We start from the raw sequence: 20,534 nt of genomic DNA, 5'->3' as shown, positions 1-20,534 counted from the left end.
CGGCGCGTGGCTCCTCCACAGGCCTACTTCTTGACGGTGATCTTCACCTTGCCGGCCGCCTTGTTGATCGTCTTGCTCCCGGCGTACGACAGCGTGAGCGTGTGCTTGCCGGGCTTGAGCTTGAGCTTGCTCAGCGGCAGCACCGCCTTGCCCTTGCTCTTGGCGGTCAGCTTGATGGTGGCGACCTTCTTCTTGCCGTCCTTGACGACGATGACGCCGGTCGGCTTGGGGAGGCCGGGCACCGCGAGCGTCACCGCGAGCTTGCCCTTCTTGAACACGCCCTTCACCGTCGCCGGCGCCTTCGGGACCGCGATCGGCTTGCTGGTGAAGACCGACACGGCGCGCAGGCCGTCGGGGTCGTCGATGGTGATCCGATAGCTCAGCTTCTTGGTCGCAGCAACAGCGGGGATCTTGAACTTCTCGAAGTAGTTGCCGAAAGAGAAGTCGTCGGCCGGCTTGCCGTCGAGGAACCACTCGATCGTCACGTAGTCCTTGTCGATCGCCGCACCCTGGAGCGCCCCGAACGTCGTGCTCACCACCTGACCGACGACGACCTTGCCGCTCAGCTTCGGCGCCACCTTGAACGCCGCTGCCGGGAAGAGCAGCTGGACGTCGTCCAGGACGCCGTCGACCAGGTCCAGGCCAGGAGCGCTGATCGCCCCCGTCGGGCCGACGGTCACGGTCACCGGCGCGGTGGTGTCGTCGAAGTTCATCAGGTAGGCGGTCTGGTAGCCCGACTTCTCGAACCTGAGCTGGTACTTGCCCGGCCTGACCGGGATCCGGTAGACACCACCGTCGCCGAGCGTGGCGTCGGGCCCGGTCGTGCCCTGCCGCTGGTTGGACGCCGCGGTCCCGGCGACCGGGATCGCGGTGACGGTCACGCCGTTGAGGGGGTCGAAGTTGACCGGCTCGTAGACCGTGCCCTTCAGGTCGTACGTCGTGTCCGCGGTGACCGCGGTGAGCACCGTCGTGAGGGTCGTCGGGGCTCCGTCGACCGTGAGGACGCCGCCCTGGCCGATCTGGACCTCCTTGGCGGGCTCGCCACCGAAGTAGGCCTGCTGGTAGCGGGTCGCGTTGCTGGTGTTGTCGGTGAAGCGGAGCCGGTAGGCGCCGATCTTGAGGCTGAGGCCGAAGGCGCCGCCTCCGCCCGTGGTCGTGCTGGCCCCGGCGTTCGAGGTCTGGGAGGGGAGGGCTTCGACCGTGATGCCGGGCAGCCCGGTGCTGCCGTCGGTCGCCGTGCCGGTCACCGAATAGGACTTCAGGCCGGCCAGCGTGATCGAGCCGATGTCGCCGTCCGCCGCCGGCTCTCCGTCGACCGTGACGTTCGGGCTGGTGGTGGCGACCACCAGCGAGGACGGCGTCGCGTCGTCGGAGGTGAGGAAGCCGGTGGCGAAGTCGGAGTTGCCCGCGACGTCGACCCGGTAGGAGCCGGGCTTCAGGTTGAGGACGAAGTGACCGTCGTTGTCGCTGGTGGTGCTCGCCGTCTGCCCGCCCGAGACGGCGGTGGCGGTGACGGGCCGGCCGAGGATGCCGTCGCCGTTGGCGTCCACGACGTCGCCGTTGACGACGTAGGTCGTCTCGGCGGTGACCGGGGCGAGGCTCATGGTCAGCAGGGTGCCGTTGGGCGCGGTCGGCGAGCCTCCCGAGTAGATCGTGAGGCCCTGCCCGATCTTCACCGGGGTCGCTGCCACGGAGGTGGCGCTGTCGACGTACCAGGCTCCGACGTAGCTGCTGGTGCTCTCGACCTGCACCAGGTACGTCCCGATCTTGAGGCCGCCGAAGCTGTAGCCCCCGGACCCGTTCGTGGTGGTCGTGCCGATCGCGGCGGAGCTGTCGTCAGTGGAGAAGAGCTTGACGGACAACCCGCTGATGGCGGTGCCGCCGCTCTTCACCGTGCCGGTGACCGTGTGGGTGGTCGTGCCGACGAGGGCGACGTCCTCGAGCACCCGGTTCGGCACCGTCACACCGCCCGCCGTGACGGTTCCGCCGTCGGCGACGACGACGTCGACGACCACCGGCGGCGCGCTGTCGTTGCTGTAGAAGGCTGTGCTGAAGGAGGTTGCTTCGTACTTGATCCGGTACGTCCCGACCTTGAGGTCGAGCACGTAGTGGCCGTCGTTGTCGGTCGTCCTCACGACCTGGTTGCCGCCCGGAGTGGTGCCCTGCGGGACCGCGGTCACGCTGGCGCCCACGATCGCGTCGCCGTTGGCGTCGGTGAGATCGCCGCTCACGGCGTACGTCGTGTCCGCCGTCGAACGGGCGAGCTTGGTGACGCCGAGGTTGTTGCCGGGCCGGGTCACGTTGGCGACGATCGCCCCGCCGCCCCGGGCGATCTTGACCTCGACCGCGGGGCTGCCGCCGTAGGACGCACCGACGTACTGGAGGCCCGCGCCGTCGGTGTCGGTGAAGTTGATCGTGTAGGTGCCGACCGTCAGTCCGGGGACCGTGTAGACGCCGGACGCGTTGGTGGTAGCGGTGCCGGCGGTCGCGCTCGGGTCGCTGGTCGGGTGCACGGTGACGTGGATGCCGACGATGTTCGCGTCGTTGGTCGCGTCCTGGACCGTGCCGGTGACCTGGTAGGTCGCGGTGCCGGTGAGCTCGACGTCGTCGAGTGCGCCGCCCGGCGCCTCGACAGTGCCGGCCGTGACCGTGCCGGTGCCGGAGACGACGACGTCGACCGGCACGGTGCCGGCTCCGGTGTAGGAGCCGGTGCTGAAGTCGGTGGCCGCGTAGCTGATCCGGTAGGTGCCCGCCTTGACCGACAGGACGTAGTGGCCGGTGGCGTTCGTGGTCGCAGTCGCCTGGTTGCCGGGCGGCGTGGGGTCCTGGGGCACGGCCGTCACCGTCGCGGACGGGATCGGGTCACCGTTGACGTCGACGACGTCGCCGCTGACGTCGTACGCCGTCGTCCCGCTGGCGACGCTCAGCTGCACGTCACCGAGCGTGGCGACGGACGAACCGCCGTTGATCGTCAGCGTCCCGGTCTGCGCGACCTTCACGACGGCCGGGGTCGCGCCACCGATCCAGGTCGGCTGGTAGTCCGGCGCCGTGCCGTCCAGGTCGACGACCTGGACGTGGTAGGTCCCGATCGGCAGGTCGAGCGAGTAGGCGCCGTTGCTGTCCGTGGTCGTCGTGTCGACGACGTCGGCCAGCAGGTCCGAGTCGGCGGGGAAGGCCCGCACGGTGACGTTCGGGGCCGCAGCGCCGCCGCTGGCGGCGTGCACCGTCCCGGTCTTGGCGTACGGCGTGCTCGGCAGGGTGAAGTCGCCGAGCCGGTTGTCGGCGAGGGACTCGGTCGGGGCGGTGGACAGCTGCCCGTCGGCGGCCACGGTGATCGTCGACGACCCGCCGTCCACGCCGTACTGCCGGGTCTCGAAGCCGGTGCCTGAGAACGTCACGCGGTAGGTCCCGGGCAGCACCGAGACGCTGTACTTGCCGTCCACGTCCGTCGTGCCGGTGCCGGAGTCACCGGTCCCCGCGGCGACGGCGACGGCGACCTGGACCCCCGTGATGATCTCGCCGTTGGCGTCGAGCACCCGTCCGGCGATCGGGAACTCCGACCCCGCGGGCACCGGGGCCAGGGTGATCGCGCCCAGCGCCCGGTCGGTGCTGAGCGTGATGTCGTCCGGGGTGTCGCCGGCACCGGCGCCGTACCAGCGCGGGAGGTACGCGTGGCCGGAGTCGCTCAGCTGCACGTGGTAGACGCCCTCGGGCAGGGTGAAGCTGAACGCGCCGTTCGACGACGTGGTGACGCTCTGCACGACGTCGTCGTGGTCGTCGCTCGTGTAGACCTCGACGAGGATGCCCGTCAGCGGGTCGCCGCCGGACTTCGTCGCCGTCCCGGAGATCGTGTGCGTCGTCACGCTGTTGAGCACGACCTGACCGAGGTCGCCGTCCTCGATCGGCTCGTCGTCGATGGACGCGACGCCGTCACCGTCGACCGTGATCACGGAGGCATCCGCCCCGCCGAACCAGTCCGAGGTGTACCCGGACTTCGAGTAGCGGATCTTGTAGGTGCCGGCGGCGAGGTCGAGCGAGTAGCTGCCGGTGCCGTCGGTGACGTCGCTCGCACCTGCGCCCGGAACGTCAGCCAGGGTCGCCGCGTCCACCGCCTGCACGGCGACGCCGACGAGCTGTGCGCCGAGGCCGTCGGCGACGGTGCCGGTCAGAGTCGCTGGAGCGGCCTGCGCGGGTGCCGACGCGAGCACGACGGCCAGCGGCACGAGCACCACCGCAGCCAGCAGGGCGACGAGACGGCGCAGGGGGATGAACGAGGACGAGGGCATGCAGGGCCTCCAGGGGCGGGGACGTCAGCGTGAATCCTCGCTGGCGAGACGCGGCCGCGTGCTCGTCCTCGCACAGTAGACCAGATTGTCTAGACCAGTAAGAGGTCAGTGCAATCCGCCGGAGACCTGGAGGTCGTCCCGGCCGCGCAGCTCGCTGGCGAGGGTCGCGTCGACCTCCAGCTCGAGCACCGGGGTCGGGTCGCACGACGCGCGCACGACCCGCACCGTGCCCGAGCCCGACCCGCTCGCGGTGCTCGACACCTCGTTGGCGCGGCGGGTGCCGTCGGGCGAGTCCGCCATGAACAGCACGAGGGCGCCTGCCGGGTTGTCGTCGGGCCCGTTGGACGTCACGTCGACCGTCCGGCCTCCGCGGATCTCGTCGACCACGCCCTGGAAGTAGAGGAACGGCTCCACCGCGTGACCACCCTCGACGTGGCGGGGGCTGAAGGCCCAGATCCGACCTGCCGCCTCGGTGTCGTCCCAGGCGGGTGCGGTGCACGTGACCGTCACGTCCTCGAACGCGTACGTCGAGCCGTCGGGCCGGGTCATCACCAGGGTGCTCACCGGCGCGGACCCGGTGTCGGAGGCGACGGACGGTGCGGTGCCGTCGTCGCCGCTCGCCAGGGCGACCACGGTGCCGCCGACGGCGAGCACACCGAGCGTGGCGACGCCCGCGACCGCCGTACGCCGGCGCCGGCGGCGGGCGGCGACGCGTCGGCCGACCCGCTCGGCGGTGTCCATCGGCGGCGCCAGCGCCCCGTCGAGGCGGGCGTACCCGTCCCTGATCTGCTGCTCGGTCATCTCAGCGGTCCTCTCGTCCGGTCGCGACACGGAGGGGTCCGTGCTCGCGGGCGTGCTCTCGGAGCCGCTCGGTCCCGCGGGACAGCTGGCTCTTGACGGTGCCCTCGGAGCAGCCCATCCGGGCCGCGATCGCGCGGACGTCGAGGTCCTCGACGTAGCGCAGGGCCAGCGCGGTGCGCTGTCGGGGTGAGAGCGTGACGAGTGCCTCGACCAGCCAGGCGTCGGTCTCGCCGACCGTGTCGACCACGAGGTCGGGCGGCACCTCGTCGCGAGGACCGCCGAGGAGCGGCAGCTCACGACGCAGGCGTCGGATCCGGTCGATGTTGAGCCGCACCATCACGGTCCGTGCGTACGCCGCCGGCTCGTCGAACCGGGAGCGGCCCCATCGCTCACCCATCCGGGCGAGCGTCTCCTGGGTCAGGTCCCACGCGTCGTGCTGGTTCGCCGTGAGGGCGTGCGCGAAGCCGAGCAGCGGCCGGGTCTGCGCCGCCGCGAACTCCGCGAAGTCCGGGTCCAACCGTCGTTCCACCGCTGCCTCCGAGTCGGGTTCGCCTCTCTCACCTACGCTGCATTGACGGACGAGGCGCCCGGAACGTTGAGGGCTGTCAGCCCCATCCTCGCGAGACGCTCGGGAATGAGAAGTCGACGACACGCGCTACCGTGTTCGGCCGTGGGCTCCCTCACCGGGCGTCCGCCTCCCGCACAGCGAAGGAATGACAGGTCCAGTGGCACACAAGTTGGTGATCGTCGAGTCCCCGGCGAAGGCCCGCACCATCGGCGGGTACCTCGGTCAGGGGTACGTCGTCGAGTCCTCCATCGGCCACATCCGCGACCTCCCGCAGAGCGCCGCGGACACCCCGGCCAAGATCAAGGACAAGCCGTGGGGCCGCCTGGCGGTCGACGTCGACAACGGCTTCGAGCCCTACTACGTCGTGCCGCGCGACAAGAAGTCGCACATCACCAAGCTCAAGAGCCTGCTCAAGGACGCCGACGAGCTCTACCTCGCCACCGATGAGGACCGCGAGGGCGAGGCGATCGCCTGGCACCTCCTCGACGAGCTGAAGCCGAAGAAGGACATCCCGGTCAAGCGGATGGTCTTCCACGAGATCACCAAGCAGGCGATCCTCGACGCCGCCGACAACCCGCGCGAGCTCGACATGGACCTCGTCGAGGCCCAGGAGGCGCGCCGCATCCTCGACCGCCTGTACGGCTACGAGGTCAGCCCGGTCCTCTGGAAGAAGGTCATGTCCGGCCTGTCGGCCGGCCGCGTCCAGTCCGTCGCCACCCGTCTGGTCGTCGCCAAGGAGCGCGAGCGGATGGCCTTCCGGGTCGCGTCCTACTGGGACCTCGAGGGCACCTTCGACGCCGGCGCGTCCAAGGAGCCCCGGATGTTCCCGGCGAAGCTCCACTCGATCGACGGCAGCCGGGTCGCCGGTGGCTCCGACTTCGGGCCCGACGGCCTGATCAAGAGCAAGAAGGAGGAGCGGGTCCACCTCGACCGCACCGCGGCCGAGGCGCTCGTCTCGGCGCTCAGCGACACGTCGTACGACGTCCGCTCCGTCGAGGCGAAGCCCTACCGACGCTCGCCCTACGCGCCCTTCCGCACGACCACGTTCCAGCAGGAGGCGAGCCGCAAGCTCGGGATGAGCGCGTCGGTGGCCATGTCGGTCGCGCAGCGCCTCTACGAGAACGGCTTCATCACCTACATGCGTACGGACTCGACCACGCTGTCGGGCGGCGCGATCAACGCGGCCCGGACCCAGGTGCGGGAGCTGTACGGCGCGGAGTACCTGCCGGACGCACCGCGCACCTACACGAGCAAGGTCAAGAACGCCCAGGAGGCGCACGAGGCGATCCGGCCCGCAGGCGAGTCGTTCCGCACCCCGGCGCAGACCGGCCTGACCGGCGACCAGTTCCGCGTCTACGAGCTGATCTGGATGCGCACCGTCGCCTCACAGATGAAGGACGCGGTCGGCCAGTCGGTGTCGGTCCGGATCGGCGGTGCCGCCGCCGACGGCCGCGACGTCGTCTTCTCCGCGTCCGGTCGCGTCATCACCTTCCACGGGTTCCTCAAGGCGTACGTCGAGGGCACCGAGGGCGGCAAGCGCAGCGACGACGACCAGGTGCCGCTGCCCGACCTGCACGAGGGCGACCCCGTCTCGGCCGCGTCGCTGAGCGCCAACGGCCACGAGACCAAGCCGCCGGCCCGCTACACCGAGGCCACGCTGATCAAGGAGCTCGAGGACCGCGAGATCGGCCGGCCGTCGACGTACGCGTCGATCATCGGGACGATCCTCAACCGCGGCTACGTCTACAAGAAGGGCACGGCGCTGGTCCCGGCGTGGCTGGCGTTCTCGGTGACCCGGCTGCTGGAGGAGCACTTCCCGCGTCAGATCTCCTACGAGTTCACCGCGGGCATGGAGGACGTCCTCGATGACATCGCCGGTGGCCGCAAGGACCTGCAGACCGAGCTCGGCGAGTTCTACTACGGCTCCGACACGGTCGCGGGCCTGAAGCCTCTGGTCGACGGCCTCGGCGACATCGACGCGCGCGAGCTGGCGACCTTCCCGGTCGGCGGCCCCGACGCGGGAATCAACCTCCGGGTCGGCCGCTACGGCCCCTACCTCGAGGGCCCGGACGACGAGGGCACGCCGTACGCCGTGCGCGCGAACGTGCCCGACGACCTGCCGCCCGACGAGCTCACCCTCGAGAAGGCCAAGGAGCTGCTGGCCAACCCGGCCGGCGAGGAGATCGAGCTCGGCATCCACCCGGAGTCCGGGCTGCACGTGGTCGCCAAGAACGGTCGCTTCGGGCCCTACGTCACCGAGGTGCTGCCCGAGGACGCCAAGAAGGGCGACAAGGCGCGCACCGGGTCACTCTTCAAGTCGATGTCGCTCGACACGATCACCCTCGACGACGCGCTCAAGCTGCTCTCGCTGCCGCGGGTGGTCGGCGCCGACCCCGAGTCCGGTGAAGAGATCACCGCGCAGAACGGTCGCTACGGCCCCTACCTCAAGAAGGGCACCGACTCCCGGTCGCTGACCTCCGAGGACCAGCTGCTCAGCATCACCCTCGACGAGGCGCTGCGCATCTACGCCCAGCCCAAGCAGCGCGGCCGCGCCGCCGCGGCCCCGCCGCTCAAGGAGCTCGGCAACGACCCGGTCTCCGGGCAGCCGATCGTCGTGAAGGCCGGCCGCTTCGGCGAGTACGTCACCGACGGCGAGTACAACGCCACCCTCCGCAAGGAGGACTCGGTCGAGGCGATCACCCCCGAGCGGGCCGCCGAGCTGCTCGCCGAGCGTCGCGCCAAGGGTCCGGCCAAGAAGGCCGCCAAGAAGACCACGAAGAAGGCCCCGGCCAAGAAGGCCGCCGCCAAGAAGTCGGCGGCGAAGAAGACCACCAAGAAGGCCGCCGCCAAGAAGTCGTAGGGCCTATCGCCCGGAAGTGTGGTGGATCCGGTGCACCAGGTGCATCGGATCAACCACAGTTCTCGCACCGGGCGGGCTCGCCGGTCCACCCTCGCCGCCGCAGCACCCGGGCGAGGAGCGCGGCGGTCTGGCAGGGGCGGTCGAAGACCTGGCCCCACGAGAGCCTGATCGTCGCGGCCCCCTCGCCGGCTGCGGCGTCGAGGTCGCGGTCCAGGTCCCGGTCCCGCTGGCTGGTGGAGTCGTGGAAGAGGCGGCCGTCGAGCTCGACGACCACGCTGCAGGCGGCGTACTCCACGTCGCGGAACGTGAGGACCCCGGCGTGCCGGTGGCTGCCCTGGCGCTGCCCGGTCGGGAGACCGTGCGGGCGCTCGACCTGGGTGAGGTAGCCGTGCTCGAGGGCCGAGCACGTGCCGGCAGCGACGTCAGACAGGACGCCCGACAGCCACGCTCGCCGGCCCTGCCGTGGCCGGTCCGCCAGCACGCCCAGGATCCGGTCGGCCGTGGAGCGCCGCGATCCACACGCGTTGGCCAGCTCCGCGATCGCGTCCAGGTCGGTGGGCGCGTGCGCTGCCACGTCGAGTACGGCGTGCTCGTAGCGGATCCGGGGTGGTCCGAGGTTCCACTGGGCGCGTCCGGCCAGGTCGCCCACCCGGTGGGGGCGTACGCCGGTCGGCTCGATGAGGCGACGGTCGCGGGCGACCGCGACGTGGATGAGCCCCTCGTGGCGGTCGCGGCGCCCCGGGCCCTCGGCCGCCCGCAGCGATGAGTCGTGGCTCAGCGCGGCGGGCCAGGAGAACAGCACGGCGGCCCACGCGCGTTGGTGCCACGAGAGCGGTCCGGTGTGCTCGACGTACACGCCGGGATGGACGCGGGCGAGCTCCCGGCGCCGGAGGAGGCGGGCGACGGCCGGCGCGTCGAGGTCGCAGGCGATCAGCTGTCGTCGGGAGATCACGCCGTCCTGGTCGCGCAGGAGCTCGGAGACAGGATCCATCCCCGGAGCGTCGCCGCGGCACCGACCGACGAAACGACCCGACTGCCCACCTGTGGAGAGCACGCGTCGGTGCGGCCACCTAGGGTGTACGTCGTGACGCACTGGCCGGGCTCGTACGCCGACACGGGCGTGTTCGTGTGCTTCGAGGGCGGCGAGGGGTCGGGCAAGTCGACGCAGTCCGGGCTGCTGCGCGACTGGCTGCAGGAGCAGGGGTACGCCGTGCTGCTCACCTTCGAGCCCGGCGACACGATCGTCGGGCGCGAGCTGCGCCGCATCGTGCTCAGCCCCTCGACCGGCCAGCTGTCTGACCGCACCGAGACGCTGCTCTACGCCGCCGACAAGTCCGAGCACGTCGACACGGTCGTCCTGCCGGCGCTGCACCGCGGCGACGTGGTCATCACCGACCGCTACGTCGACTCGACCCTCGCCTACCAGGGCGCCGGGCGGTCCCTGGTGCCCGGCGAGGTCGAGCACGTCGCCCGGTGGGCCACCCACGACCTGCGCCCCCACCTGACCGTCGTCCTCGACCTCGACCCGCGCCGCGGTCTCAGCCGGTTCGCCGGTCGGGACCGGATCGAGGGCGAGTCGATCGAGTTCCACGAGCGGGTACGGGACGCGTTCGTCGACATGGCGAAGGCCGACCCCGACCACTACCTCGTCCTCGACGCCCGCGCCGACATCGACGAGATCGCCGCCCAGATCCAGGCGGCGGTCGCGCCCCTGCTCGAGCAGGCCGTGCGCCGATGAGCGTCTGGGACGCGCTGGTCGGCCAGCACCGGGCGGTCGAGGCGCTGCAGGCCGCAGCGGCCGGGCACGGCATGAGCCACGCCTTCCTCTTCACGGGTCCGCCCGGGTCGGGCCGGTCCAACGCCGCGGTCGCGTTCGCGGCCGCGCTGCAGTGCGCGGAGGAGACGCCCGGCTGCGGGACCTGCCATGCCTGCCACACCGTGCTCGCCGGCTCCCACGCCGACGTCTCCGTGGTCCGCACCGAGCGCCTCTCGATCGGCATCAACGAGGTCCGCGAGCTGGTCCGCCGCTCCGCGCTGAGCCCCGTCGGCCCCCGGTGGCAGATCGTCATCGTCGAGGACGCCGACCGGCTCACCGAGGGCGCCTGCAACGCGCTGCTCAAGGCGATCGAGGAGCCGGCCGCGCGGACCGTCTGGATGCTCTGCACCCCGACCGTCGAGGACGTGCTGCCGACGATCCGCTCGCGCTGCCGCCTGATCACCCTCGCGACGCCGACCACCGACGCGGTCGCGGACTTCCTGCACCGCACCGCGGGCGTCAACGAGGCGCTGGCGTCGTACGCCGCGCGCGCCAGCCAGGGCCACATCGGCCGGGCGCGGGCGCTGGCCCGGGACGAGGACACCCGCAACCGGCGCCGCGAGGTCGTCGCGATCCCCGCGCAGCTGACCTCGCTCGGCGCCTGCATGAGCCGGGCCTCGACGCTCAACGACGTCGCGAAGCAGGAGGCCGACGCGATCACCTCCGAGCTCGACGCCCGCGACAAGGCCGACCTCGACGCGGCGTACGGCGTGGTCGAGCGCGGCCGCAGACCGCGCGAGTACGCACCCGCGCTGCGCGACATGGAGAAGGACCAGAAGACCCGGGCCAAGCGTCGCCACCTCGACGTCGTCGACCGCGGGCTGATGGACCTGGTCTCGGTCTACCGCGACGCCATCGCGGTCTCGGTCGGCGCCCCTGGCACGCTCGTCAACGAGGAGATCCGCAGCGACGTCGAGCTGCTCGCGCGCACCGGCACGCCGGAGGTCCAGCTGCGTCGGATCGCGGCGATCTTCGAGGCCCGCGAGCAGATGCTCGAGTTCAACGTCCAGCCGGCGCTCGCCCTCGAGTCGATGATGTTGGCCCTGGTCGCACCCGAGGTGCGCGCCGGGTGAAGCCCGGGTTCGTGCGCTGGGTCGCGCTCGTCCTCGTTGCCGCGCTCGTGCTGGCCGGGATCGGCGTGGCCGCGCTCGCCGTGCTCGGGGGCGCCGACGAGCGACCGGACCCGGCGTCGATCCCCACCAGCACCCCGGCTCCCGGGTCGGACACGCCGCCCCGCCCCAGGCTCGCGCGCTTCTACTCCCAGACCCTGACCTGGGACTGGTGTCGTGGCGGCATCGACCTGTGCTCGACGCTCGAGGTGCCGCTGGACTACCGGCACCCCGGCGGCGAGACGATCCGGATCGCGGTGCTCCGGGTGCCCGCGGCCGATCCCGGCCAGCGGCTCGGGTCGCTCGTCGTCAACCCGGGCGGACCGGGCGCACCCGGCACCGACTACGCCGAGAGCGCCGCGGTCCCCGGCAACGTCTTCACGGCGCCCGTGCTCCGGGCCTACGACATCGTCGGCTTCGACCCGCGCGGCACGGGTTCGAGCGACCCGGTCGACTGCCTCTCCGACGACCAGCTGGACGCCTACGTGGCGCAGGACCCCGATCCCGAGACCCCGGCCGAGGCCCGGACCTACACCGGGTTCGTCGACGCGATCGGCGCCGGCTGTGCCGAGAGGTCGGGGGCGCTGGCCGCCCACGTCACGACGATCGAGGCGGCGCGCGACCTCGACGTCCTGCGCTCCGCGCTCGGCGAGTCGACCCTCACCTACTACGGCGCCTCCTACGGCACCGAGCTCGGCGCGACGTACGCCGACCTCTTCCCCGACCGGGTCGGTCGGCTGGTCCTCGACGGTGCGGTCGACGTCTCGCTGAGCTCGCGGGAGCTCAGCCTCCAGCAGGCGGGCGGGTTCGAGACCGCGTTGCGTGCCTACGTGCAGAGCTGCCTCGATGACGCAGAGGAGGGGGACGACTGCTTCCTCGGCGACACCCTGGACGCCGCGCTGGCCCGCATCCAGCAGCTGCTCGCCGACGTCGATGCCAACCCGCTGCCGACCGACGGTGACCGCGAGCTGGAGGTCGGCAACGCCTTCTACGGCCTGATCCTCCCGCTCTACAGCCGCGAGAGCTGGCCCGCGCTCTCCCAGGGCCTGCGGGCGGCCTTCGACGGCGACGGGACGCTGCTGCTGCGCTACTCGGACATCTACTCCTCGCGCGGGCCCGACGGCTACACCGACAACAGCACCGAGGCCTTCTACGCGATCAGCTGCCTCGACGACCCGTGGTCGATCCCGGCGTCGGAGGTGCCGACCGAGCTGCCGGACTTCGAGGCCGCGTCCCCGACGTTCGGCGACGTCTTCGCCTGGGGCCTGACCGGCTGCGGCGGGATGCAGGTGACCTCGTCCGAGAAGCCGCGCGACATCCGCGCGGCCGGTGCCGCCCCGATCGTCGTCATCGGTACGACGCGCGACCCGGCCACGCCGTACGACTGGGCCGTGCACCTCGCCCGCCAGCTCGAGTCCGGCGTCCTGGTCAGCCGCGACGGCGACGGCCACACCGGCTACACCGAGGGCAACACCTGCGTCGACGACGCGGTCGACGACTACTTCCTCGCCGGCGCGGTGCCCGAGGACGGGCTGTCCTGCTGACATGACGGAGCCCCGGGGAGGGTGCGTCCCCGGGGCCCCGGATCGTGGGTCAGCTGATGAGCTCGTCCAGGCGCGAGAACGCCGAGGCGTCGCCCTGGATGACTCGGCTGTGCTCGCCGTCGATGCTGACCGGCACGTCGCCGGCGACGGTGATCCGCCGGACCTCGCGGTACTGCTCGTCGAAGTCGGCGACGGCGTAGTGCTGCGTGGCGCGGTTGTCCCAGACCGCCACGTCGCCCTGCGACCAGGTCCACCGGATCGTGTTCTCGAGCTTGGTGACCCGGTTCTGCAGCAGCTGGAAGAGCGCGTGCGACTCGGCGGTGTTGAGGCCGACGAAGTTCTTCACGAAGTGGCCGAGCACGAGTGAGCGCTCGCCGGTCTCCGGGTGCACCCGCACGACCGGGTGCTCGGTCTGGAACTTGATCCGGGTGAACTCCTGGCGACGGAAGACGTTGTCTTTGTCGTAGTTGACCGCGTCGCCCTGCTCCGCGGTGGCCGCGTAGTCGTAGTCGTTGGTGTGCACGGCCCAGAGGTTGTCGACGAGCGCCTTCAGCGGCTCCGGCAGGGTCTCGTACGCCGTGACGGTGTTGGCCCAGTTGGTGGTGCCGCCGTACGCCGGGATGGCGACGCCGCGGAGCACGCTGATGGCCGGGACTCGGTCCACGAACGTCACGTCGGTGTGCCAGCTGTTGGCCGCCATGCCCTTGTTGGCCGCGAGGCTGAGCACCCGCGCGCTGCCGGTGTTGACGGTCGGGTGGGCCGTGGTGAGCTGGCCGAGCTGCTCGGCGAAGGCGATCTGGCCCTCGTCGTCGAGGTGGGACTGGCCGCGGAAGAAGATCACCTTGTGCTCGAGGAGGGCGGCGCGGATCGCGGCCACGGTCGCGTCTCCGAGGTCGGCGCCGAGGCGGACGCCGTCGATGCGAGCACCGATGCGCCCACCGAGCTTGGTGACGGTGACGTTGCCGGCTGCGGAGGCGGTCTCCCGGTCGAGGCTGATGGTCATGAGGGTCCTTTCAGAAGGTGGTCTCTCGCCACTGTCCGGAGGTCGACCGCCCCGGCCAAGGGTTTCTCTCACGGTGACTCGAAGGGCGCGTCGGAGTTTGAGACCGCGTCTCACATCGACTATTAATCCTTATAGTCAATCAAGTCACTCGACATTGATCCGGGTTCGAGAAGGGGTGCGGGGTGCAGCGTTCGCCGATGGTCGTCGTCTCCCGGGGCAGGCTCGCCTCGGCGGCGACGCGCGTCCTCGAGGAGCTCCGCGGCGCCGGACCGCTCGCCCGCGACCAGCTCGCCCGCGCCACCGACCTGAGCGGGGCCACGATCGCCCGCGCCGTGACGTCGCTCAGCAACGCCGGCGTGGTGCGCGAGCGCCGCGACCTGATCCCCGCCGGCGTCGTCGGCAGACCGGGGACGCCCGTCGAGATCGACCCCACGACGTACGTCGTCGTGGGCGTCCACCAGGGCGTGCTCGAGACCACGGTCGCGCTGTGCGACCTCGGGGGCCGCGTCGTGGCCAGCGAGTCGCGGCCGCACCCGCTGGGTGCCCCGCTGGACCTGGGCCTGATCGCCCGGCTGGCGGCCGACCTGCTCGCGACCTCGCCTGGCCGGGTGCCCCTCGCAGCGGGGCTGGTGGCGCCCTGGCGCGACCTCGGCCTGGATGCCCGGACCACCGGCGCGGCCCTCGAGGAGCTGCTCGGGCTCGACGTGACGACGGCCGACCACATCGCGGCCGTCGCCGCCGCGGAGTTCATCCACCGCCGGCACGGCACCGGCGGCATCACGACCTACGTCTACGCCCGCAACTCGGCCGGCTTCGTGATGGCCGTCGACCGCGACGTCCAGGTCGAGGTCTCCCGCGTCGGCAGCCTCACCCACTTCCCGGCCGGCACCGACGTGCCCTGCCACTGCGGTCACGCCGGCTGCTTCTCGGCGAGCGCCGGCGACCAGGCGACCGCGCAGGAGGCGTACGCCGCCGGCCTGGTCGAGCGCCGCCAGATCGAGGACGTCTACCTCGCGGCGAGCTCCGGCTCCGAGCAGGCGATGGCGCTGCTCCGCAAGCGCGCCCGGCTGCTGGGCCGGGTCGCCGCGACCGTGCGCGACATGGTCGACCCCGACCGGCTGATCCTGGTGGGCCAGGCCTTCACCGGCTTCCCTCCGCTCCTGGACGAGGTGGTCGCCTCGTTCGCCGAGACCACCCGCCTCCCGGAGCTCACCCCCAGCTTCACGCGCTTCGGCGCCGGCATCCAGGCCGTCGCCGCCGGGACCATCGCGCTCGGCCCCGTGTACGACGACCCGCTCGCCGCCGTACCCCGGCAGGTGCAGGAGCGATGTCAGGGCGCCGTCCCGTGCCCCGAGCACGTCATCGCCTGACCTGCCCCACCCGAATCCTCCGCTCCCCGAGATGCACCACCCTGCGAAAGGACGCCCCCGTGCGTAGATCCACCCGTCCCCTCCACGCCCTTGCGCTCGCCGTCGTCGGCCTGCTGGTCGTCGGTGTCCTGTCCTCGTGCTCGTCGGCGGTCGACGAGGCCAGTGGCGCCAGTGGCGACTCCGGTCCCAGCGACGGCGGCACGCTGCGCATCGGCTCGACGTCCGACATCGTGCCGGCGTCGATCTTCACCAACTCCTCCGACGCGACCAACACCCTGATCGGGGCCGTCTACGACAGCCTGATCGACTACCCGCTCGACAACCTCGACCCGGAGCCGCGGCTCGCGACGTCGTGGCAGGTGGCCAAGGACGGGCTCTCGATCACCCTCCAGCTCCGCGACGACGTGAAGTTCCACACCGGTCGCGAGTTCACGTCGAAGGACGTGGAGTTCAGCATCAAGACCTGGGCCGACCCGACGTGGACCGTCCAGCTCCAGCGCACGGCCGCGGCGATCACCGGCTTCGACACCAGCGACCCGCACGCGATCACGCTGACCTTCGACCACAAGCTGAGCAACATCTTCGACCTGCTCGACATGGTGCCGATCATCGACAGCGAGACCTTCGACCAGCTCAAGACGGGCAAGGCGTACGTCGGCACCGGGCCCTTCGTCTTCAAGTCGTGGACCCCGAGCTCGAAGCTGACCTTCACCAAGAACCCCGACTACTGGGGCGACGAGCCGCACCTCGACGGCATCGAGGTCGACATCGTCTCCGACCCGCAGGCCCAGGTCTCGCAGCTCCGGTCGGGCCAGCTCGACCTGGTGACCGGCGCGTCCAACCGCGACCTCGAGACGCTCGGCAAGGACAGCAAGTTCAGCGTCACCGGCTTCGACGGCGCCGTGCAGCAGATCTACGTCGGCGCCGACCTGGCCAACCCGGACCTCCAGGACGTCAAGCTCCGCCAGGCGATCGCCTACGCGATCGACCGCGAGCGGATCGTCGACGAGGTCTTCCGCGGTCAGGGCACGCCGATCAACCTGCCGTGGCCCGACTACTCGCCGGCGTACGACGCCGAGGCCAACAAGACGTACACGTACGACCCCGCCAAGGCCAAGGCGCTCGTCGCCCAGCTCGGTGACAGCCCGACCATCCCGTTGGCCTACCCCGCGGGCAACGCCAACTACGAGGCCGTCGCCCAGATCGTGCAGTCCGACCTCGAGGCCGTCGGCATCAAGACCCAGCTGCAGCCGGCGGAGTACAGCCAGTTCATCAAGCAGCTCATCGGCGGCACCTTCGGCGGCCTGTGGATCCTCCAGCACGGCTACGCGCACTACACGCCGTCGACGCTGGCGGTGAGCGCCTACCCGTTCAACGCGGACAAGAACGCCTCGCACTTCGTCTCGAAGGACTACAAGGAGCACGCGGACGCCGCGTGGAACCAGGACAGCGGCAGCTCGCCGGAGGCGGTCGCGGAGTACAAGAAGCTCAACAAGGACCTCCTCGACAACCTCTTCCTCATCGAGATGGCGCTGCTGCACTTCCAGACCGCCGAGACGAAGTCCGTGCACGGCCTGAACATGTCCAAGCGCGGCGAGCTCGACCTCCGGTCGACGTACCTCTCGGACTGAGGACGGCTGACATGGGTCACTACCTGCTCCGTCGGCTGCCGTCGGCGCTGGTCGTGCTGGCGATCGCGTCGTTCGGGATCTTCGCCCTGGTGCGGATGGTCCCGGGCGACCCGGTCTCCTCCCTGGCCGGACCGGACGCGACCCCCGAGGCGCGGGCCGCGATCCGGGCCGACCTCGGGCTCGACCAGCCGCTGGTGACGCAGTACGTGCACTGGCTCGGCCGGCTCGCCCACGGCGACTTCGGTACGTCGTACCGGATCGGCGGCCAGGTCAAGGACCTGGTCGCCGACGGAGCGGTCAACACGATCGTGCTGACCGTGACCGCGCTGCTGCTCGCCGCGATCGTGGCCCTCGTCGCGAGCGTGCTGGCCGTCGTCCTCGACAACCGCTGGGTCAACGCAGCGCTGTCGTTCGGCAACACGCTCGCGATCGCGCTGCCGACGTTCGTCACCGGGCTGGTGCTGATCCTGCTCTTCGCGGTCGTCTTCCCGGTGCTGCCGGCCGGCGGCACGCCGCCGGACGGCTTCCTCGCCCGGCCCGACATCGCCGCGCAGTACCTGCTGCTGCCGGCCGTCTGCCTGGCCCTCGGTGCGGGAGCGGCGCTGACCCGCTTCCTCACCGAGGCGCTGCGCACCGAGCTGCGCCAGCCGTACGTCACCACGGCCCGGGCGCTTGGCATCCCACGGCGGCGGATCGTGCTCACCCAGGCGCTGCGCAACGCGCTGCCCTCCGCGGTCACCGTCCTCGGCATCCAGTTCGGCACCCTGCTCGGCGGCGCGGTGCTCGTCGAGGCGATCTTCACCTGGCCCGGTCTCGGCGGGCTGATCGAGGAGGCCATCTCCGGACGGGACTACCCGCTCGTGCAGGTGCTGCTGCTGCTCTCGGTCGTCGTCTTCGTCGCGATCCAGCTGCTGACCGACGTCATCCACGCGTGGCTCGACCCGCGCGTCCGCATCGGAGGAGCGTCCTGAGATGAGTGAGTCCCTGATCGACGTCGCGGCGCCGGAGGCCACCCACCCCGACGACCAGTTCGACACCCGCCGCCGGCCCGGCCTGTGGACCGCGCTGCGCCGCGGCAAGGGGCTGGCCGGGCTGATCCTGATCGGCGCCGTGGTCGCCCTCGGGCTGCTCGGGCCGCTCCTCGCGCCGCACGGCCCGACCGAGCAGATCCCCGGCGCCAACCTGGTCGGCCCCTCGGGCGCGCACTGGCTCGGCACCGACGAGGTCAACCGCGACATCCTGTCGCGCACCCTCTACGGGATCCGGACCGACCTGCTCGTCGTGTTCCTCGCCGTACCCATCGGCGCGGCCATCGGGATCCTGGTCGGCCTGGTCTCCAGCTGGTGGACCTTCACCGACGTGCTCGCCCAGCGGCTCTTCGACCTGGTGCTCGCCTTCCCGACGCTGATCCTGGCGATCGGGCTCACCGCGTTCGTCGGCCCCGGGCTGCGCACCGTCTTCTTCGTCATCGTGGCCGTGGAGCTCCCGGTCTTCGGGCGGCTGACCCGCACCTCGGTCCGCACCGTCCGGGAGATGCCGTACGTCGAGGCTGCGCACGTCGTCGGCGCGGGCTCGCTGTGGCAGCTGCGGCGGCACGTGCTGCCCAACTCGCTGGAGCCGTTGCTGGTCCAGCTCGCGGTGTCCATGTCGGTCGCCGTCTTCATCGAGGGCGCGATGAGCTTCCTCGGTCTGGGTGTACGCCCGCCGCAGCCGTCGCTCGGCTCCCTGATCCGCGACGGCGTCCGCAACATGTACGACGCCCCGTTCTTCGCGGTCGGCCCCCTCGCCGTCGTGGTGGCGCTGGTGCTCGGCCTGCTGCTCGTCTCCCAGGCCCTGGCGGAAGCGCGCCGGGCATGACAGATCCGGAAGGCACGACCGTGACCACACCCCTGCTCGAGGTCACCGACCTCGCCATCTCCTTCTCCCACCCTCGACCGGCGGTCCGGTCGGTGAGCGTGACCGTCGACGAGGGGGAGGTCGTCGCCCTCGTCGGCGAGTCCGGGTCGGGCAAGTCGATGACCGCCCGCGCGGTCATCGGCTTGCTGCCCGACGGCGCGAAGGCGACCGGGTCGGTGCGGCTCCGCGGGGAGGAGCTGCTCGGCCTGCCCGAGCCGGAGCTGATCCGCTACCGAGGCCGCCGGGTCGCGATGGTCTTCCAGGAGCCGCAGACCGCGCTCAACCCGGTGCGCACCATCGGGTGGCAGATCGGCGAGGCGCTGCGCGCCCACGGCGGCGTCCGCGGCAAGGCGGCCAGGGCACGCGCCGTCGACCTGCTCCGCGAGGTGGAGATCCCCGACCCCGAGGAGCGGCTCGGCTACTACCCGCACCAGCTCTCCGGCGGTCAGAAGCAGCGCGTCGTCCTGGCCCTCGCGCTCGCCAACGAGCCCGAGCTGCTGCTGGCCGACGAGCCGACGACGGCGCTCGACGTGACCGTCCAGGCCGAGATCCTGGCGCTGCTCCGGCGGATCCGGGACCGCACCGGCACCAGCATCCTGATCATCACCCACAACATGGGGGTGGTCGCCCACCTGGCCGATCGGGTCGTCGTGCTCCGCCAGGGCGAGGTCGTCGAGGAGGCGGCCACCCGCGACCTCTTCGCCGACCCCAGGCACGCCTACACCCGCCAGCTCCTCGCCGCTGTGCCGCGACTGCCCGGGCCTGACGAGCGCGTGCACGCCGTGACCGACGACGACGTACCCGCCGTGGCGGCCGACGCTGTCGCTGCTCTGGAGTACGACGACGTGCGGGTCCACTACGGGTCGCGGATGCGCGGCCGGGTGCTGCCCGCCGTCGACGGCGTCACCCTGCGCCTCGAGCGCGGGCAGGTGCTCGGGCTCGTCGGTGAGTCGGGCTCGGGCAAGACCACCCTCGGCCGGCTCGCCGCCGGGCTGGTGCCGCTCGCCGGTGGCTCGGTGCGCGTCGGGGGCGAGGACCTGGTCCGTGCCCGCGGCCAGCGCCGGGTCGACCTGCGGCGACGCCTGGCCTTCGTCCACCAGGACCCCGAGGCGTCGCTGGACCCGCGGTTCTCGATCGCGGAGGCGATCCGAGAGCCGCTCGACGTCCACGCGGTCGGCAGCCGCAAGGACCGCGACGTCCGCGTGACCGAGCTGCTCGACGCCGTCCGCCTGCCCGCGTCGTTCGCCCGGCGCCGTCCGCGCGAGCTCTCGGGCGGCCAGCGTCAGCGCGTCGCGCTGGCCCGGGCGCTGACCCTTGATCCCGAGCTGCTGATCGCCGACGAGCCGACCAGTGCGCTCGACGTGTCCGTGCAGGCCGAGGTGCTCGAGCTGTTCGCCGATCTCCAGCAGCGGCTGGGCTTCGCGTGCGTCTTCATCAGCCACGACCTCGCAGTCGTCAACAAGGTCGCCGACCAGGTCGCCGTGCTGCGTGCCGGCAGGGTCGTCGAGTCCGGCTCGGCTGCCCGGGTCTTCGGCGCCCCGACGCACGACTACACCCGGCAGCTCCTCGCCGCCGTCCCCGTGCCCGACCCGACCGTCAGGGACGCGACCGGGCCCGCGCTGCGTGAGCAGCACATCGCCTCGTGACCCC

At 71.5% G+C, this 20,534-nt stretch carries 14 protein-coding genes; 9 read left to right on the top strand and 5 right to left on the bottom strand.

Going from position 1 to position 20,534, the window contains the following annotated elements:
* Positions 1–23: 23 nt before the first annotated feature.
* From ASC77_RS20250 to ASC77_RS20240, 3 genes are all read right to left on the bottom strand, one after another.
* A complete protein-coding gene (locus tag ASC77_RS20250) occupies positions 24–4,286 on the bottom strand; it encodes a beta strand repeat-containing protein (protein WP_056157106.1) in 4,263 nt (1,420 codons plus the stop codon).
* 105 nt (positions 4,287–4,391) lie between these two features.
* Complete coding sequence (locus ASC77_RS20245; protein WP_056157104.1) at positions 4,392–5,087, bottom strand: hypothetical protein; 696 nt, start codon at positions 5,085–5,087, stop codon at positions 4,392–4,394.
* 1 nt (position 5,088) lies between these two features.
* Complete coding sequence (locus tag ASC77_RS20240; RefSeq protein WP_162249841.1) at positions 5,089–5,616, bottom strand: sigma-70 family RNA polymerase sigma factor; 528 nt, start codon at positions 5,614–5,616, stop codon at positions 5,089–5,091.
* Positions 5,617–5,812: 196 nt separating this feature from the next.
* Here ASC77_RS20240 and topA point away from each other — a divergent pair, with 196 nt between their 5' ends.
* On the top strand, positions 5,813–8,515 hold the full coding sequence (gene topA / locus ASC77_RS20235; RefSeq protein ID WP_200945069.1) for a type I DNA topoisomerase: 2,703 nt from the start codon (positions 5,813–5,815) through the stop codon (positions 8,513–8,515).
* Between the two features lie 49 nt (positions 8,516–8,564).
* Here topA and ASC77_RS20230 read toward each other — a convergent pair whose 3' ends face one another.
* Positions 8,565–9,506, bottom strand: coding sequence for a type IV toxin-antitoxin system AbiEi family antitoxin domain-containing protein (locus tag ASC77_RS20230; protein ID WP_056157098.1), 942 nt, complete (start codon positions 9,504–9,506; stop codon positions 8,565–8,567).
* A 93-nt stretch (positions 9,507–9,599) separates the two neighbouring features.
* Here ASC77_RS20230 and tmk point away from each other — a divergent pair, with 93 nt between their 5' ends.
* From tmk to ASC77_RS20215, 3 genes are read left to right on the top strand one after another with little or no spacing between them, the layout of a single operon-like run.
* Positions 9,600–10,253, top strand: coding sequence for a dTMP kinase (tmk, locus tag ASC77_RS20225; RefSeq protein ID WP_056157265.1), 654 nt, complete (start codon positions 9,600–9,602; stop codon positions 10,251–10,253).
* On the top strand, positions 10,250–11,404 hold the full coding sequence (locus ASC77_RS20220) for a DNA polymerase III subunit delta' (RefSeq protein ID WP_056157096.1): 1,155 nt from the start codon (positions 10,250–10,252) through the stop codon (positions 11,402–11,404). Before tmk ends, ASC77_RS20220 begins: the two co-directional genes overlap by 4 nt.
* Entirely contained in the window at positions 11,401–12,984 is a 1,584-nt protein-coding gene (locus ASC77_RS20215; RefSeq protein ID WP_235547828.1) for an alpha/beta hydrolase, read from the top strand. The genes ASC77_RS20220 and ASC77_RS20215 overlap by 4 nt, the downstream gene beginning before the upstream one ends.
* A 49-nt stretch (positions 12,985–13,033) precedes the next feature.
* On the opposite strand, the gene ASC77_RS20210 is transcribed toward ASC77_RS20215, so the two are convergent.
* Positions 13,034–13,987, bottom strand: coding sequence for a TauD/TfdA dioxygenase family protein (locus ASC77_RS20210; RefSeq protein ID WP_056157095.1), 954 nt, complete (start codon positions 13,985–13,987; stop codon positions 13,034–13,036).
* Positions 13,988–14,169: 182 nt separating this feature from the next.
* Between ASC77_RS20210 and ASC77_RS20205 the strand changes: the two genes are divergently transcribed.
* From ASC77_RS20205 to ASC77_RS20185, 5 genes are read left to right on the top strand one after another with little or no spacing between them, the layout of a single operon-like run.
* Entirely contained in the window at positions 14,170–15,357 is a 1,188-nt protein-coding gene (locus ASC77_RS20205; protein ID WP_156391201.1) for an ROK family transcriptional regulator, read from the top strand.
* Between the two features lie 59 nt (positions 15,358–15,416).
* Positions 15,417–16,988: an ABC transporter substrate-binding protein gene (locus ASC77_RS20200; protein WP_200945066.1), complete on the top strand. Its 1,572-nt coding sequence runs from the start codon at positions 15,417–15,419 to the stop codon at positions 16,986–16,988.
* 11 nt (positions 16,989–16,999) lie between these two features.
* Positions 17,000–17,959, top strand: coding sequence for an ABC transporter permease (locus ASC77_RS20195; RefSeq protein WP_056157091.1), 960 nt, complete (start codon positions 17,000–17,002; stop codon positions 17,957–17,959).
* Between the two features lies 1 nt (position 17,960).
* Positions 17,961–18,845: an ABC transporter permease gene (locus ASC77_RS20190; protein ID WP_056157089.1), complete on the top strand. Its 885-nt coding sequence runs from the start codon at positions 17,961–17,963 to the stop codon at positions 18,843–18,845.
* A gap of 20 nt (positions 18,846–18,865) precedes the next feature.
* A complete protein-coding gene (locus tag ASC77_RS20185) occupies positions 18,866–20,530 on the top strand; it encodes a dipeptide ABC transporter ATP-binding protein (RefSeq protein WP_056157085.1) in 1,665 nt (554 codons plus the stop codon).
* The last annotated feature ends 4 nt before the right edge of the window (positions 20,531–20,534 follow it).

This window comes from Nocardioides sp. Root1257 (assembly GCF_001425175.1).
Taxonomy (GTDB): domain Bacteria; phylum Actinomycetota; class Actinomycetes; order Propionibacteriales; family Nocardioidaceae; genus Nocardioides.
The sequence above is the reverse complement of the archived record's forward strand: the minus strand, read 5'-3'. Positions and strand labels throughout refer to the sequence as shown.